Below are 14,060 nucleotides of genomic sequence, written 5' to 3'. Positions count from 1 at the left end.
GGTCGGCGCCGCCGGGCGACGTCCGCGACGTCGGTCAGTGTGTCCCCCGCCACCACGACCCGGTGGCCGGGGTGCCCGTCAGGGGACGACGAGCCCCACGAGCTTCACGTCGAGGTACTCGTCGATGCCCTGGGCCCCGCCCTCCCGGCCCAGGCCGCTGGACCCGACCCCGCCGAAGGGGGCGGCGGCGGCCGTCGGGTTGATGTCGTTGACGCCGACGATGCCGAACCGCAGCGCCTCCGACACCCGCGTCGCGCGGCCCAGGTCGTTCGTGTAGACGTACGAGGCCAGCCCGTACTCGGTGTCGTTGGCCCGCTGCACGGCCTCGTCCTCGTCGTCGAACGGGATCAGCGCCGCGACCGGCCCGAAGGTCTCCTCGCGGTAGATCACCATCGACTCGTCGACGTCGGCGACCACGGTGGGGGCGAAGAACCGGCCGCCGGCGAGGTCGCCCTCGGCGAGCCGGCCGCCCCCGGAGAGCAGGCGGGCGCCCTTGGCGACCGCGTCGTCGACCTGCCGCTCGACCTTGTCCACCGCCGCCTCGTCGACCAGCGGGCCGATGCCGACGCCCTCGACCGTGCCGGCGCCGACCTTGAGCTTGGCCACCCGGTCGACCAGCGCCTGCGCGAACGTGTCGAAGATGCCGCGCTGCACGTAGATCCGGTTGGGGCTGATGCAGGCCTGGCCGGTGTTGAGGAACTTGACCAGCGCGGCGCCCTTCGCGGCGTGCACCGGGTCGGCGTCGTCGAACACGATCATCGGGGCGTGCCCGCCGAGCTCCATGGAGACGCGCTTCATCGTGGCCGCGGCGCGGGCGGCGAGCGCCTTGCCGACCTCGGTGGAGCCGGTGAAGGTCAGCTTGCGCACCACCGGGGAGTCCAGCAGCCGGTCCCCCACCGCCGCGGGCCGGCTGGTGGTCACCAGGTTCACCACGCCGGCGGGCACCCCGGCCTCGGCCAGGAGCTCGAAGACGGCGACGGCGCACAGCGGCGTCTGCTCCGCGGGCTTGAGCACCGTGGTGCAGCCGGCGGCGATGGCCGGGGCGACCTTGCGGGTGATCATCGAGATCGGGTAGTTCCACGGCGTGATGGCCGCGACCACGCCCACGGGCTGGCGCAGCACCGTCAGCCGCTGCTCCGGCCGGGACGAGGGGATGGTGCTGCCGTAGGCCCGCTTGGCCTCCTCGGCGAACCAGCTGAGGAAGTCCGCGGCGTAGCGCACCTCGTTGCGCGCGGCCTTGAGCGGCTTGCCCTGCTCGGCGGTCATGAGCCGGGCGAGCTCCTCGGCACGCTCGGTCATCAGCCGATGCGCGGTCCAGAGGACCTCGGCGCGCTGGTAGGCGGTGGTCCGGCTCCAGGAGGCGAAGGCGGCCTCGGCGGCCGCGACGGCGCGGTCGGTCTCCGCGGCGCCGGCGTCGGCGGCGCGGCCGATGACCCGGCCGTCGCTCGGGTCGGTGACGTCGAAGGTGCGGCCGTCGTCCGCCGGGAGCCACTTGCCGTCGATGAAGAGCGTGTCCCCGTCGTTCGTCATGCCACCCATCCATGTTTTCAAAGGCATCACAACATCGCTGAGCATACGTGCGGTCCCGGTCCGGGTCGAGAGGCTGCCAGGCACCGGCCGGGCCCTCCGGCCGCCGGTCCGCGGGGAGCAGGCCGGCGGCCGGGGCCGCGTCAGGAGTCGCTGCGCAGGAGCAGCACGCCGCTCGGGGTGAGCCCGCCGCTGGTGACGACGGCGACGCGGGCGCCGTCCACCTGGCGCTCGCCGCCCTCCCCGCGCAGCTGCACGATCGCCTCGTGCACCAGGCCCATGCCGTGGGTGCGGCCGTGCGAGAGCTGGCCGCCGTGGGTGTTCACCGGGAGGATCCCGTCCCGGGCGATGTTCTTGCCGCCGTCGAGGAAGTCCTTGCCCTCGCCGATCCCGCAGAAGCCGAGGGCCTCCAGCCACGACAGGCAGTTGATGGTGAACCCGTCGTAGAGCATCGCGACGTCGACGTCGTCGGGGCGCAGGTCGGTCCGGCTCCACATGTGCGCGGCGGGGCCGAAGGTCTGCGGCTCGTGGGTGGACGTGCTCTGGTCCCACTCCAGCCGCTCGATGATCTGCGTGCCGACGGCCTCGACCCGCACCGGCGGCTTGGCCAGGTCGCCGACCGCGTCGACCGCCGACACGACGACGGCGATCGAGCCGTCGATCGGCACGTCGTTGTCGTAGAGGCCGAACGGCGTGGTGGTCAGCCGCGCACCCAGGTAGTCGTCCATGGTCAGCGGGTCGCGGTAGACGGCGGCCGGGTTGAGCGCGGCGTTCGCGCGCTGGTTGAGCGCGATCCAGCCGAGCGTCTCCCGGGTGGCGCCGTACCTGTGCATGTAGCGCTGGGCGGTCTGGGCGAGCTGGTGGGCGGCGGACGTCGCGCCGAACGGCATGCCCCAGCCCATGTCGCCGCCGAACCGGCCGCCGCCGGGACGCAGGTAGCCCTGGCGGACCAGCGTCTCCTGGCTGGACTGCCACAGGGTCCGGAAGCACAGCACGTGCCGGACCAGCCCGGAGGAGACCGCCTGGATCGCGGCGATGACCGAGCCGCCGGGGCCGAAGGTCTCGCCGCCGCCGTTGTACCAGGTCGGCCGGAGGCGCAGCGCCGCCTCGAGGGCGGTCACGCCGCCCTCGCTGAAGCCGCTCTCCACGCCGCCGCCGGGGTAGGTGGACAGCCCGTCGATGTCGTCCATCGTCAGGCCGGCGTCCGCGACGGCCTGCCGGGCCGCCTCGATGGTCAGCGCCAGCGGGTCGACCATCTGCCGGCGGGCGATCCTCGACGCGCCGATGCCGGAGATGACGGCGTCGTCCTCGAACTTGCGCGTGCCCAGCCGCGGGCGCACCAGCGAGCGGACCCGCTCGGGGGTGAACTCGTCCTCCGGCAGCGGCGCGGGCTGCGCCGGCTGCTCGGCGGCGGGGCGGAACAGCGGCAGCCAGACGTCCTCGGCCTGCTCGAACACGACCTCCATCGCCATGCCCAGCCGCAGGGAGTCGGGCTCGGCCTCGACGACCCGCGTGGTCAGCTTGACCCGCGGGTCCTCCTCGAGCGCCACCTGCGCGACGACGTAGGGGTCGGTGAGGCCCGGGTAGGGATAGTGGTGGTTGACGGTGAACCCGAAGAGGGTGCCGCGGCCGGACACCTCGCGCACGGCCGGCTCGCTGCTGCGGCAGGAGGGGCAGACCGGCTTCGGCGGGTGGATCAGCCCGGAGCAGGAGGAGCACTCCTGGATCCGCAGCCGGCCGTCGGCCCCCGACTTCCAGTAGAACTCGTTCCAGGGCAGCACCAGCGGCAGCAGGGCCATGGGGAACCTCTCTTCCTCGCGTCCGCGACGTCGGGTCCACGTCTTCTCGTCGGACGCCGCGGCAGCGGCGCCCCGGGGTGCGGTGGGCCGCCGCCCACCGCGGAGAGCTCAGTCCTCGGCCGGCCGCGGCGGCAGGGCGGTGACCTCGGGCGGGTCGGGGATGGTGCCCTTGGGCAGGTTCGGCGTCCCGCCCGGCGAGCCCACGCCGGCGAAGAACGAGGCGTTGACGGCCGTGTAGCCGGCCCACTCCTCCGGCAGGTCGTCCTCGTAGTAGATGGCCTCGACCGGGCACACCTGCACGCAGGCGCCGCAGTCCACGCACTCCTCGGGCTGGATGAAGGCCATCCGGCCTCCCTCGTAGATGCAGTCGACCGGGCAGGCGTCCACGCAGGAACGGTCGAGGACGTCGACGCAGGGCTCGGCGATCACGTAGGTCATGGAGTGCTCCAACGGCTGGTCGGGTGCGGGAGGGGTGCTCGTGCCGGTGCCGGGTGCGCGGGCTGCGCCGCCCGCGGACCCGGCACCGGAGAGGTCGGTCAGGTGGTGAGCCGGGCCCGGTCGCGGCGGACCGTGATCGGCTCGGCGAGCCGCTGCTCGTCGACGCGCGGCGGCCGGGTCCGGGGGACGCCCCGGACCCGGTCCGCCGCCGGGACGCGCTCAGCTCAGCTGCGCGCGCTCCTTGCGGACGGTGATCGGCTCGGCGAGCCGCTGCTCGTCGACCACCCTCTGCAGCTTCGCGATCGTCTCCTCCAGCCCGGCACCGAGGCGCCTGCCCGGGGTGAAGGTGGCGGGCAGGTGCCGCATGCCGTTGATGACCTGGGTGGTCTCGTAGTGCACGGTCCCCGCGGGGTCGCACACGTAGTCCGGCATCCGGTCCAGGACCGCCTTGGTCATCGTCTTGAAGCCCGCGCGGGCGACGTTCGAGCCGATGCACCGGTGGACCCCGAGCCCGAAGCTGGCGTGCCGGTTGCCCGTGCGGTCCAGCTTGATCTCGTGCGGGTCCGGGAACACCTTCTCGTCCCGGTTGGCCATGGCCCACGACAGCCACAGCCGGTCGCCCTCGCGGAACTGCACGCCGTCGATCTCCACGTCGTCGGAGACCGTGCGGCCGTCGCCCTGCGCCGGGGTGTAGAAGCGCAGGAACTCCTCGGTCGCGCTGTCGCGGAGGGTCTCCCACTCCCGGTGCAGCCGCTCGCGCTGGTCGGGGTGCTCCCCCAGCCACTCCAGCGCGTGCGCCGTGAGCGCCGTGGTGGTGTCGAACCCGCCGCCCACCAGGAGCATGACGACGCCGACGATCTCCATGTCGTCCTCGGGGCCCTCGCCACCGAGGTCGGCGTTGATGATCGCGTCGATCAGGCCGGGCCGGGGGTCGGCCTTGAGCTCCTGCAGCCGGCCGAAGAGGGACATGCCCATCTCCTGCGACAGCTTCTGCACCCGCGGGTAGTCCGGGGAGTGCTGCGGCGTGTAGACGCTGGCGTGGGCCGGCTCGTTGTAGACGACCCAGTCCGCCAGCGGCAGCCCCAGCAGGGCCATGGTGAGCACCGCCGGGACGATGTTGGCGAGGTCCTCGACGAAGTCGATGGAGCCGCTCTCGATCTTCTCGTCGATCGCGGCCCGGGTGATCTCGTCGAGCACCGGCTGCCACCGCGCCACGGCCGCCGGCGAGAGGTAGGGGTTCAGCGCGTTGCGGTAGTACCGCTGCCGCGGCGGGTCCATCTCGAGGAACCCGCCGATGGTGACGCTGGTGCCCCGCGGCGGGGGCGGCACGTTGATGCCCTGGTACCCCCGCCGCCGGTTGTGGATGTCGTGGTCGTTGGACAGCACGTCCGACCGGCGCGCCACGTCGAACAGCTCCTGGTTGCCGTTGACGAACCAGTAGCCGCCGTGGGTGTCGTTCCACGCGATACGCGGACCGGCGTGCAGCCGGTTGGCCCAGTCGACGAACTCGGTCCGGTAGCCCGGGCCGTGCCGGTCGAGCTGGATGCGCCGACCCTCCTTGCGCGACTCGTCGTCCACCCGCGGGGCGGTCGTCTCGTCGATGCTCATTTGCGTCCCTCTCGTGCTGCCGCCGTCACTCGGTGATGACGATGGCCTGCTCGGGGCAGGAGCGGGCCGCCTCGCGGGCGAGCTCCTCCTGGCCGGCGGGGACGTCCTCGTCGATCGCCCAGGCGTGGCCGTCCTCCTCGCTCAGCGCGAAGAGGTTGGGGGCGGTCATCGCGCACAGGGTGTGGCCCTGGCAGATCTCGCCGTCGACACGGACCTTCATTCGAGTGCTCCTCAACGTCTCGGACACGGCGGGCTCAGGCGTGCCAGTCGTGGAACTTCAGGTACGAGCCGGCGTCGACCTTCAGCTGGAGGCCGGTGACGTACCGGGACTCCTCCGAGGCCAGGTAGACCACGGCGTTGCTGATGTCGACCGGCTCGACGTACGGGATGGGCAGCGCGTTCTGGGCCGGGAAGGCGATGACCGCGTCCTCGCGGGTCGGCTTCTCCAGGTCCGGGCGGAAGGCGCGGTACATCGGGTCGCTGTTGAGCATGTTCGTGTTGCAGTTGGTCGGGTGGACCGCGTTGGCGCGGATCATCCGGGGAGCGACCTGGCGGGCGATCTCGTGGATGAACTCGGCGACCATCCGCTTGGCGTAGCTGTAGCCGGAGCCGCCCGGGTCGACGCCGGGCTGGGCGATGCCCTGGCCGGTCATGAAGGCCGCGGCCGAGCCGGTGGCGATGATCGAGGCGCCGTCGGGCAGCAGCGGCAACGCGGCGTGGACGGCGTTGACGACCCCGAGGAAGTTGGTGTCGACGACGTCGGTCCAGGCCTGCAGCTTCGGCTGGCCGCCCAGCGGCATGATGCCGGCGTTGGCGACGACGACGTCGAGCTTGCCCAGCTCGGCGATGCCCTGCTCCATCGCGGCGGTCACCTGCGCGCGGTCGCGCACGTCGGCCTCGATCGCGACGATCCGCCGGTCCTGGGCCTCGACCAGCCGGACGGTCTCCTTGAGGTCGTCCGGCGAGGAGAGCGCGTACTCGTTGGTCGCGATGTCCTTGCAGATGTCGATCGCGATGATGTCCGCGCCCTCCTCCGCCAGGCGCAGCGCGTGGCTGCGGCCCTGGCCGCGGGCGGCACCGGTGACGAAGGCGACCTTGCCCTCAACTCGTCCCACTGGGTGTCTCTCCTGTTCTTCTCGAGCCCGCGGTCAGTCGGCCGCGGGGAAGGCGATGGTCTTGACCTCGAGGAAGTCCTCGAGGCCCTCGTTCCCCCACTCGCGGCCGAGGCCGCTCTGCTTGTAGCCGCCGAAGGGGGACTGGACGTCGAACCACTGGGCGCCGTTGACGCCCACGGTCCCGGTGCGCAGCCGGCGGGCCACCGCCAGCGCGCGGGCGGGGTCGGCGCTGTAGACCGCGCCGGAGAGCCCGAAGATCGTGCTGTCGGCGATCCGGATCGCGTCCTCCTCGTCGTCGTAGGGCAGCACGACGAGGACCGGGCCGAAGATCTCCTCCTGCGCCACCGTCGACTTGGGGTCGACGTCGGCGATCAGGGTCGGCGGGACGTAGTAGCCCTTGTCGCGGTCCAGCGGCTCGCCGCCGTAGGCGATGCGGCCGCCCTCGTCCCGGGCCGACTGGATGTAGCGGAGGATGCTGTCCCGCTGGCGGGCGTTGACCACCGGGCCCATGACGGTGCCGGGGTCGGTCGGGTCGCCCCACGGCACGTGCGGCATCACCGCGGCGGCGATGGCGATCGCCTCCTCGTACCGCGAGCGCGGGACCAGCAGGCGGGTGAGCTGCGCGCAGCCCTGGCCGGCGTGGGCGCAGACGCCGCCGGCCATCGTCGGGATGATCGCCTGGAAGTCGGCGTCCTCGAGCAGGATCGCGGCGGACTTGCCGCCGAGCTCCAGGGTGACCCGCTTGATCGTGCCCGCGGCGGCGGCCATGACCTTGCGGCCGGTCGCGGTCGAGCCGGTGAGCGTCACCTGGTCGACGTCCGGGTGGGTGGCCAGGATCTCGGCGACCGAGTTGTCGCTGGTGGTGACCACGTTGAGGACGCCGGCGGGGATGTCGGTGTGCTCGGCGGCGATCGCGCCGATCGCCAGCGCGCTCCACGGGGTGTCCGGCGCCGGCTTGAGCACCACGGTGCAGCCGGCGGCCAGCGCGCCCGCGATCTTGCAGACGTTGAGGTAGAAGGGGTAGTTCCACGGCGTGATGGCCGCGACCACGCCGGCGGCCTCGCGCCGGATCACCCGGTCGACCCGGGAGCCCATGAGCTCCTTGGTCGGGACGGGCCGCTCGAACTCGTAGGTCTCGAGCATGTCGATGTAGTGGTCGAAGAACCCGATCGGCGCCTCGAGCTGGATGCCGGCGGTCAGCATCACCGGGGAGCCGGTCTCGGCGATGACCTGCCCCCGCAGCGTCTCGACCTCGGCGCGCAGGGCGTCGCGCAGCTGGGTCAGGCAGCGGCGGCGCAGCTCGACGTTCGTCGACCAGTCGGTGGTGTCGAACGCCCGGCGGGCGGCGCCGATGGCGCGCTCGACATCGGTGGCGTCGGCGTCGGGGACGGCGCCGATGACCTCCTCGGTCGCCGGGTTGACGTTGTCGAAGGTGCGGCCCGTGCCGGCGGGCACGAGCTCGCCGTCGATGAGCATGCGGTCCACGGCGTAGGGCATGTCGGTCTCCTCCTCGATGAGGCGTCGCGGCGGCGGTGCCGCGACGGGTGGGGCGGACGGGTCAGGCGCTCGCCTCGGCGAGCAGCAGCGCGCGGTGCTCGGGCAGCAGGAGGTCGGCCAGCACCCGGTGCGGCCCCTCCATCACCCCGAGGTCGACGCCGAGCTGGGCTGCCACCTGCTTGACGACGGCGACGTCCTTGCCGACGAACTCGCCGACCGCCTGGCCGAAGGTGGCGACGGAGCCGGCGTGCGCGGCGCCGCCGAGGGCCCTGCTGTTGCCGCTGCCGTTGGTGATGCCGCGCAGCACGGCGCCCTCGTCCAGGCCCAGCTCGCCGGCGAGGCGGACCGCCTCGGCGACGATGCCGATGTTGGCGGCGAAGACGGCGTTGTTGAGCAGCTTCACCTGCTGACCGGCGCCGGGAGGGCCCAGGTGCACGATCGGGTCGCCGTAGGCCGACAGCACCGGGCGGGCACGCTCGAGCCCGGCCTCCGTCGCGCCGGTGTAGAGCGTGACGGCGCCGGCCGCGATGTCGTGCGGCCCGCCGCTGATCGGCGCGTCCACGACCTCGACGTCCCGGGCCCGGGCGCGCTCGGCGACGGCCGTGGCGGTCAGCGGGCTGCCGGTGGTGTGGACGACCAGGACGGTCCCGGGCTCCATGTGGTCGAGCAGGTCGCCGTCGAGGGCGATCTCGCGGACCTGCGTGTCGCTGTAGGGGCACAGCAGGACGGCCTGGGCGCCGCGGGCGACCGCGGCGACGTCGTCCACCGGGGTCGCGCCCAGGGCGGCGACCGCCTCCCGCGCGGCCTCGGAGCGGTCCAGCACGCGCACGTCGTGACCGGCGCCGACGAGCCGCCCGATCATGGGCCGGCCGATGCGGCCGGCGCCGATGAATCCCAGCGTCACGCGTCGCTCCTCGGGGTCGGTGCTCGGGGTGGTCATGCGGGGAAGCGCAGGAGGCGGCGGGCGTTGCCCTCGGCGATCAGCCGCGCCTCGTCGTCGGGGACGTCGACCAGCTGCTCGCCGAGCACCTTGCGGGTGTGCGGCCAGGTGGAGTCCGCGTGCGGGTAGTCGCTGGCGAAGAGGATCTGCTCGACGCCGATCGCGTACCGCTGCTCGATGCCGGCCCGGTCGGAGGTGAAGCAGCCGTAGAGGTGGTCCCGGAACAGCTCCGACGGCCGGCGCTCGGCGTCGACGTCGCACCAGAACCGGTGCCGCTCCCACGAGTAGTCGGTGCGCTCGAGGACGTAGGGGATCCAGCCGATCCCGGCCTCCGACAGCACCACCCGCAAGCCGGGAAACCGGTGGAAGACCGGGGACATCAGCAGCTCGACGCAGGCCATGACCGAGCTGACCCCGAACAGGGCGATGCTGACGAAGGCGTCGGCGTCGCGGGCCACCCCCTGCGGGGCGCCGCAGCTGCCCAGGTTCATCGAGACCGGCAGGCCGGTCTCCTCGCAGGCGCGCAGCAGCCGGTCCCAGTGGTCGGAGTGGTAGGACGGCAGCCCCAGCCGGTGCGGCGCCTCGGGCAGGCTGACCGACCGGGCCCCGAGGGCGGCGGTCCGCTCCACCTCGGCCACCGCGGCCGGGACGTCCCAGAACGGCACCACGACCAGCGGGATCTGCCGGTCGGGCGCGTAGTCGCACCACTCGTCGAGGACGAAGTCGTTGTAGGCCCGCACGCACGCGATCGCCAGCTCCGGGTCGCGTGCCCCGGAGAACCGGCTGCCCGCGGCGCCGGCGAAGGTCGGGAAGCACATCTGCGCCCACACCCCGTCGGCGTCCATGTCCCGGATCCGCTCGGCGACGTCGTGGCAGCCCGGCCGCATCTCGCCGTAGCCGACCGGGTCCATGCCGATGTCGTGCGGGTCCTTGCCCGCCGCCACGCTCAGGCTGAGGTCCGACACCGGCTCGCCCTCGAACAGCCAGGTGTCCCGGCCGCCGGCGTCCCGCTCGACCTGCGGCGCGGCCTCGCGGTAGCGCAGCGGCAGCCGGTCCAGCCACACCCGCGGGTGCTCGACGACGTGGTCGTCGACGGAGACGACCCTCACGTCGTCGGGGAGCATGTCAGTCCTCCGCGGTCCGGCGGGACGGGGACGCCGGCCGGGCGGACCCGGACGGTGTCCCCAGTGCGCGAGCGCAGGTCACCGGGGGCAGCCCATGGAGGCCAGGGCGGCGTCCGCGGCCACGAGGACGGTGCCGGGCTCGGCACCCTCCGCCTGGGCCAGGTCGATGACGAGCCGGGCGTCCTTCTGCAGCAGCGGGCCGGCCATCGCCCCCATCGGGCCGAGGACGAAGTCCGGGCCGCGCAGGACGTTGACCGCGAAGCTGTTCCCGCTGCCGTGGCTGAGCACGGTGCTGAGCTGCTCGGGGTCCACCCGCAGCGACCGGGCCAGCGCGTACGCGCTCTCCAGGACCCCCAGGTTGGCGGTCAGCATCAGGTTGTTGATCAGCTTCGCCCGCTGACCGGCACCCACCGGCCCGAGGTGGACGATCGGGCTCGCGTAGGTCGCGAAGACCGGCCGCACCCGTTCGAGCGTCTCGGCGTCGCCGCCGACCATGACCAGCAGACGGCGCGCCTCGGCGCCGGGGCCGCCGCCGCTGACCGGCGCGTCGAGGACGGCGATCCCCTTGGCCGCGGCCTGCTCGGCGACCCGCTGGACGGTCTCCGGGTGCACGGTGCTGTGGACGACGACCACCCCGCCCGGCGCCATCGTCGAGAGCAGGCCCTCGGGCCCGGAGACGACCTCGTCCACGCCCTCGTCGTCCAGCACGCAGACGCAGGCGATGTCGACCCGCGACGCCAGGTCCGCCGGCGACGAGGCGTACTCGGCGGCGGTGTCGGCGTAGGCGTCGAGGGTCTCCTGGCGGCGGGCCCACAGGACGGTGGCGACGCCGTCCTCGACGATCCGCCGGGCCATCGGCCCGCCCTGGCTGCCCAGGCCGATGAAGCCGACCCGCTCGGTCGTCGGCGGGGCCGCAGCCGGGGCCTCGGTCGCCTCCGTCACGTGACCGCGCCCGCGATCTTGAGCTGGATGGCCTGCTCGTCCGACAGCCCGAGCTCGGCGAGGATCTCGTCGGTGTGCTCGGCGAACAGCGGGCCGCGGGTCAACGTCGGCGCCTGCCGGTTGAAGTGCACCGGGTTGGTGATGAGCTTGCGCTTGTTGCCCTCGGCGTCGACGACGTCGGCGATGTTGCCGGTCGCCAGCAGCTGCGGGTCGTTGCCGACCTCGTAGGTGTTCTGGACGACCGCCCACTGCCCCTCCAACTGCTGGAAGGCGGGCAGCCACTCGTCCTTCGTCTTCGACCTGATGATCTCGGCGACGATCTCGGCCGCGACCTTGGAGTTCTGCATGAGCTTCTCGGCCGAGTCGAAGCGCTCGTCGGTGGCGAGCTCCGGGTGACCGACCTTGGCCACGAAGTCCGGCCAGTACCGGCCCGGCTGCAGCATGACCAGGGAGAAGTAGCGGCCGTCCTTGGTCTCGTAGGTCCCGGTGAGCGGGTTGGAGATGTTGCCCGCCTTGGGGTCGAACTTGGGCAGCGGAGCGCCGGCCATGAGCGCCAGGCCGATGTTCATCTGGCCGGCCCACGCGCCCACGCCCAGCAGCGAGATGTCGACGGTCGAGGTCTCGCCGGTGCGCTCGCGGTGGAACAGCGCCGCCGAGATGCCGCCGGCGATCGTCATGCCGCCGATGTTGTCGCCGTAGGCGCCACCGGGCTGCTGGATCAGCCCGTCGTAGTTGAGCGGGGTGGCGGTGTCGGCGCCGCCGGCGCGGCACCAGAACGCGGTGCCGTCGTAGCCGCCGCTCTCCGCCTCCGGGCCGGCGTAGCCGAAGGCCGAGCCCACCGCGAAGACGATGTCCGGGTTGATCGCGCGGACGTCGTCCACGTCGATCCGCAGCTTCCGCCGCGCCTCGGGCAGGAAGTTGGTCAGGAAGACGTCGCTGCTCCTGATCAGCTGCTCGAGGACCTCGCGGGCCTCGGGCTTCTCCAGGGACAGGCCGAGGCTGCGCTTGCCGCGGTTGGGGCCGTCCATGATCGGGGCGAAGCTGTTCTTGCCCGTCACGTCGTGCCCGAGCGCCTTGACCAGGCCGCGCTGGGCGTCGCCCTTCTCCGCGTGCTCGATCTTGATGACGTCGGCGCCCCAGTCCGCCAGCACGGCGCCGGCGGAGGGCACGAAGGTGAACTGGGCGACCTCGAGGACGCGCACGCCTTCCATGGGTCTCAACACGCGATGCAACCTCAGCTTCTCGACAGGGGACCCATCCGGCAGGATCCCGCCGGGTGGTCAGGCGATCCGGGCGCCCGGGCGGGCCCGTCGGGCCCGCGGACGGACGAGCAGGTCATGGAGACCTCCCTCACGCCTGAGTCGAAAGGGAGTATATCCATCGAAGTGTCGAACTCAAGGCCCTGATGCGTCGTGGCTCACACCGCGCCCGCGACCGGTGACCGGCCGCCGGGCACGCGGCTGACCTGCGCGGACGCGACCGGCCCACGCACCGCAGCGGCCGGTCCGCCGGGGCCACCGGGGTGGCACCGGGCGGGCCGGCCGCGGGGTCGGGGTCGCTCAGGCGGGCTGGGCGCTGGCCTCGGTCACGAGGGCCACGAGCTCGCGGCGGACCACCTTGCCGGTGGGCGTGGTGGGGAACTCGTCGACGAACACCACCCGGTCCGGGGTCTTGGAGCCGCGCAGCCGCTCGCGTACCCACGAGCGCAGCTCGTCCTCGGTCGCCTCCGCCCCGGGGCGCAGCAGCACGAAGGCGCCGATGACCTGGCCCCACTCGACGTCCGGGACCCCGGCGACGATGGCCTCCAGGACGGCGGGGTGCCGGCCCAGCACGTCCTCGATCTCGGCCGGGGCGACGTTCTCCCCGCCGCGGATGATCGTGTCGTCGGAGCGGCCGCGGACGAAGATGAAGCCGCCGTCGTCGACGTAGCCGCGGTCGCGGGTGGGGAACCAGCCGTCGGACCGGACCTTGCTGCCCTGCTCGAGGTACTCCCCCGCCACCTGCGGCCCGCGGACGACGATGTCGCCGACCACGCCGGGCGCGCACACGGTGCCCTCGTCGTCGTGGACCTCGATCTCCACCGACGGCAGCGCCCGGCCCACCGAGCCCAGCCGGGCGCGGACGGCGGGGTCGTCGGACGCGACGGCCTCGCGGTGGTCGTCGGGACCGAGGACGGCGATCGAGGACGCGGTCTCGGTCAGCCCGTAGGCGTTGACGAAGCCGGTCTCGGGGAACAGCCCGAGCGCCTTCTCGATGACCTCGGCGGCGATCTTGGCCCCGCCGTAGGAGACCGACCGCAGCGACTTCGGCCCCTGCTCGCCGCGGCTCTCCAGCTCGGCCACGATCCGGGCCAGCATGGTGGGCACGACCATGGCGTGGGTGATGCCCTGCTGCTCGACGACGTCGAGCCAGTCGCGCGGGGTGAACACGTCGAGGTAGACCACCCGCCGGCCGGCGTAGAGGTTCGACAGGCAGTTCGCGACCGCGGCGATGTGGTACGGCGGCACGCTGACCAGCGTCGCGTCGGTCTCGTCGACCGAGGCGAACTCCACCGAGCCGAACAGGTAGGCGGTCAGGTTGCTGTGCCGCAGCACCGCGCTCTTGGGGGCCGCGGTGGTGCCGCTGGTCATCAGCAGGACGGCGACGGACTCGGAGTCGATCTCGTAGGCCTGCAGCGGGGTGGCGTCGACGGCCGGCAGCGCGGCGAACTCCTCGATGCCGATCGTCCGCGCGCCCGGCACCCGCTCGGGGGTGTCGGTCACGACGAGCGGGTTCTCCTGCCGGCCCATGATCTCGGTGAGCTGCTCCTCGCCGAGCCGGTAGTTCAGCGGCAGGAACGGCACCCCCGCGAGGGTGGCGGCGAACAGCGCGACCGGGAAGCCGGCGCCGTTCGGGCCGAGGTAGACCAGCCGGTCGGCGCCGAGGGAGGCCACGTGCGCCGCGCCCGCGGCGGCCTTGGTGCGCAGCGTCGTCCCGGTCAGGCCGTCCTCCCGGTTGCCGATCAGCACACGGTCGGGCATGCCGTCGGCGACCATGTCGAGGATCATCGCGAGGTTCATCGGGGACTCCG

The 14,060-nt window shown here is 73.0% G+C and carries 12 protein-coding genes; all 12 read right to left on the bottom strand.

Going from position 1 to position 14,060, the window contains the following annotated elements; translation table 11 throughout:
• Window positions 1–78 precede the first annotated feature (78 nt).
• A complete protein-coding gene (locus ACI79F_RS21370; protein WP_456547435.1) occupies window positions 79–1,530 on the bottom strand; it encodes an NAD-dependent succinate-semialdehyde dehydrogenase in 1,452 nt (483 codons plus the stop codon).
• Between the two features lie 140 nt (window positions 1,531–1,670).
• Complete coding sequence (locus ACI79F_RS21365; RefSeq protein ID WP_456547434.1) at window positions 1,671–3,326, bottom strand: thiolase C-terminal domain-containing protein; 1,656 nt, start codon at window positions 3,324–3,326, stop codon at window positions 1,671–1,673.
• A 108-nt stretch (window positions 3,327–3,434) separates the two neighbouring features.
• Complete coding sequence (gene fdxA / locus ACI79F_RS21360; RefSeq protein WP_456547433.1) at window positions 3,435–3,764, bottom strand: ferredoxin; 330 nt, start codon at window positions 3,762–3,764, stop codon at window positions 3,435–3,437.
• 219 nt (window positions 3,765–3,983) lie between these two features.
• Window positions 3,984–5,372, bottom strand: a complete 1,389-nt coding sequence (locus ACI79F_RS21355; RefSeq protein ID WP_456547432.1) for a cytochrome P450 — start codon at window positions 5,370–5,372, stop codon at window positions 3,984–3,986.
• 25 nt (window positions 5,373–5,397) lie between these two features.
• A complete protein-coding gene (locus ACI79F_RS21350) occupies window positions 5,398–5,592 on the bottom strand; it encodes a ferredoxin (protein WP_456547431.1) in 195 nt (64 codons plus the stop codon).
• A 34-nt stretch (window positions 5,593–5,626) separates the two neighbouring features.
• Window positions 5,627–6,487, bottom strand: a complete 861-nt coding sequence (locus ACI79F_RS21345) for a mycofactocin-coupled SDR family oxidoreductase (protein WP_456547430.1) — start codon at window positions 6,485–6,487, stop codon at window positions 5,627–5,629.
• A 33-nt stretch (window positions 6,488–6,520) separates the two neighbouring features.
• Window positions 6,521–7,984 carry an aldehyde dehydrogenase family protein gene (locus ACI79F_RS21340; RefSeq protein WP_456547429.1) on the bottom strand — a complete coding sequence of 488 codons (1,464 nt, stop codon included), beginning with the start codon at window positions 7,982–7,984 and terminating at the stop codon, window positions 6,521–6,523.
• A gap of 61 nt (window positions 7,985–8,045) precedes the next feature.
• Entirely contained in the window at window positions 8,046–8,888 is an 843-nt protein-coding gene (locus ACI79F_RS21335; protein ID WP_456547428.1) for an NAD(P)-dependent oxidoreductase, read from the bottom strand.
• 32 nt (window positions 8,889–8,920) lie between these two features.
• Entirely contained in the window at window positions 8,921–10,048 is a 1,128-nt protein-coding gene (locus ACI79F_RS21330) for an amidohydrolase family protein (RefSeq protein WP_456547427.1), read from the bottom strand.
• A 78-nt stretch (window positions 10,049–10,126) separates the two neighbouring features.
• The gene (locus ACI79F_RS21325) at window positions 10,127–10,990 is read right to left on the bottom strand and encodes an NAD(P)-dependent oxidoreductase (RefSeq protein WP_456547426.1); all 864 of its coding nucleotides are present in this window, start codon (window positions 10,988–10,990) and stop codon (window positions 10,127–10,129) included.
• A complete protein-coding gene (locus tag ACI79F_RS21320) occupies window positions 10,987–12,213 on the bottom strand; it encodes a CaiB/BaiF CoA transferase family protein (RefSeq protein ID WP_456578941.1) in 1,227 nt (408 codons plus the stop codon). The genes ACI79F_RS21325 and ACI79F_RS21320 overlap by 4 nt, the downstream gene beginning before the upstream one ends.
• 336 nt (window positions 12,214–12,549) lie before the next feature.
• Entirely contained in the window at window positions 12,550–14,049 is a 1,500-nt protein-coding gene (locus ACI79F_RS21315; RefSeq protein WP_456547424.1) for a class I adenylate-forming enzyme family protein, read from the bottom strand.
• Between the last annotated feature and the right edge of the window lie 11 nt (window positions 14,050–14,060).

Source organism: Blastococcus sp. SYSU D00868 (assembly GCF_054050575.1).
The sequence above is the reverse complement of the archived record's forward strand: the minus strand, read 5'-3'. Positions and strand labels throughout refer to the sequence as shown.

Excerpts from the sequence above, each read along its gene's own strand:
- ACI79F_RS21315 (WP_456547424.1), bottom strand. The coding sequence starts at position 14,049 with ATGAACCTCGCGATGATCCTCGACATGGTCGCCGACGGCATGCCCGAC.
- ACI79F_RS21355 (WP_456547432.1), bottom strand. The coding sequence starts at position 5,372 with ATGAGCATCGACGAGACGACCGCCCCGCGGGTGGACGACGAGTCGCGC.
- fdxA (WP_456547433.1), bottom strand. The coding sequence starts at position 3,764 with ATGACCTACGTGATCGCCGAGCCCTGCGTCGACGTCCTCGACCGTTCC.
- ACI79F_RS21330 (WP_456547427.1), bottom strand. The coding sequence starts at position 10,048 with ATGCTCCCCGACGACGTGAGGGTCGTCTCCGTCGACGACCACGTCGTC.
- ACI79F_RS21340 (WP_456547429.1), bottom strand. The coding sequence starts at position 7,984 with ATGCCCTACGCCGTGGACCGCATGCTCATCGACGGCGAGCTCGTGCCC.
- ACI79F_RS21350 (WP_456547431.1), bottom strand. The coding sequence starts at position 5,592 with ATGAAGGTCCGTGTCGACGGCGAGATCTGCCAGGGCCACACCCTGTGC.
- ACI79F_RS21365 (WP_456547434.1), bottom strand. The coding sequence starts at position 3,326 with ATGGCCCTGCTGCCGCTGGTGCTGCCCTGGAACGAGTTCTACTGGAAG.
- ACI79F_RS21370 (WP_456547435.1), bottom strand. The coding sequence starts at position 1,530 with ATGACGAACGACGGGGACACGCTCTTCATCGACGGCAAGTGGCTCCCG.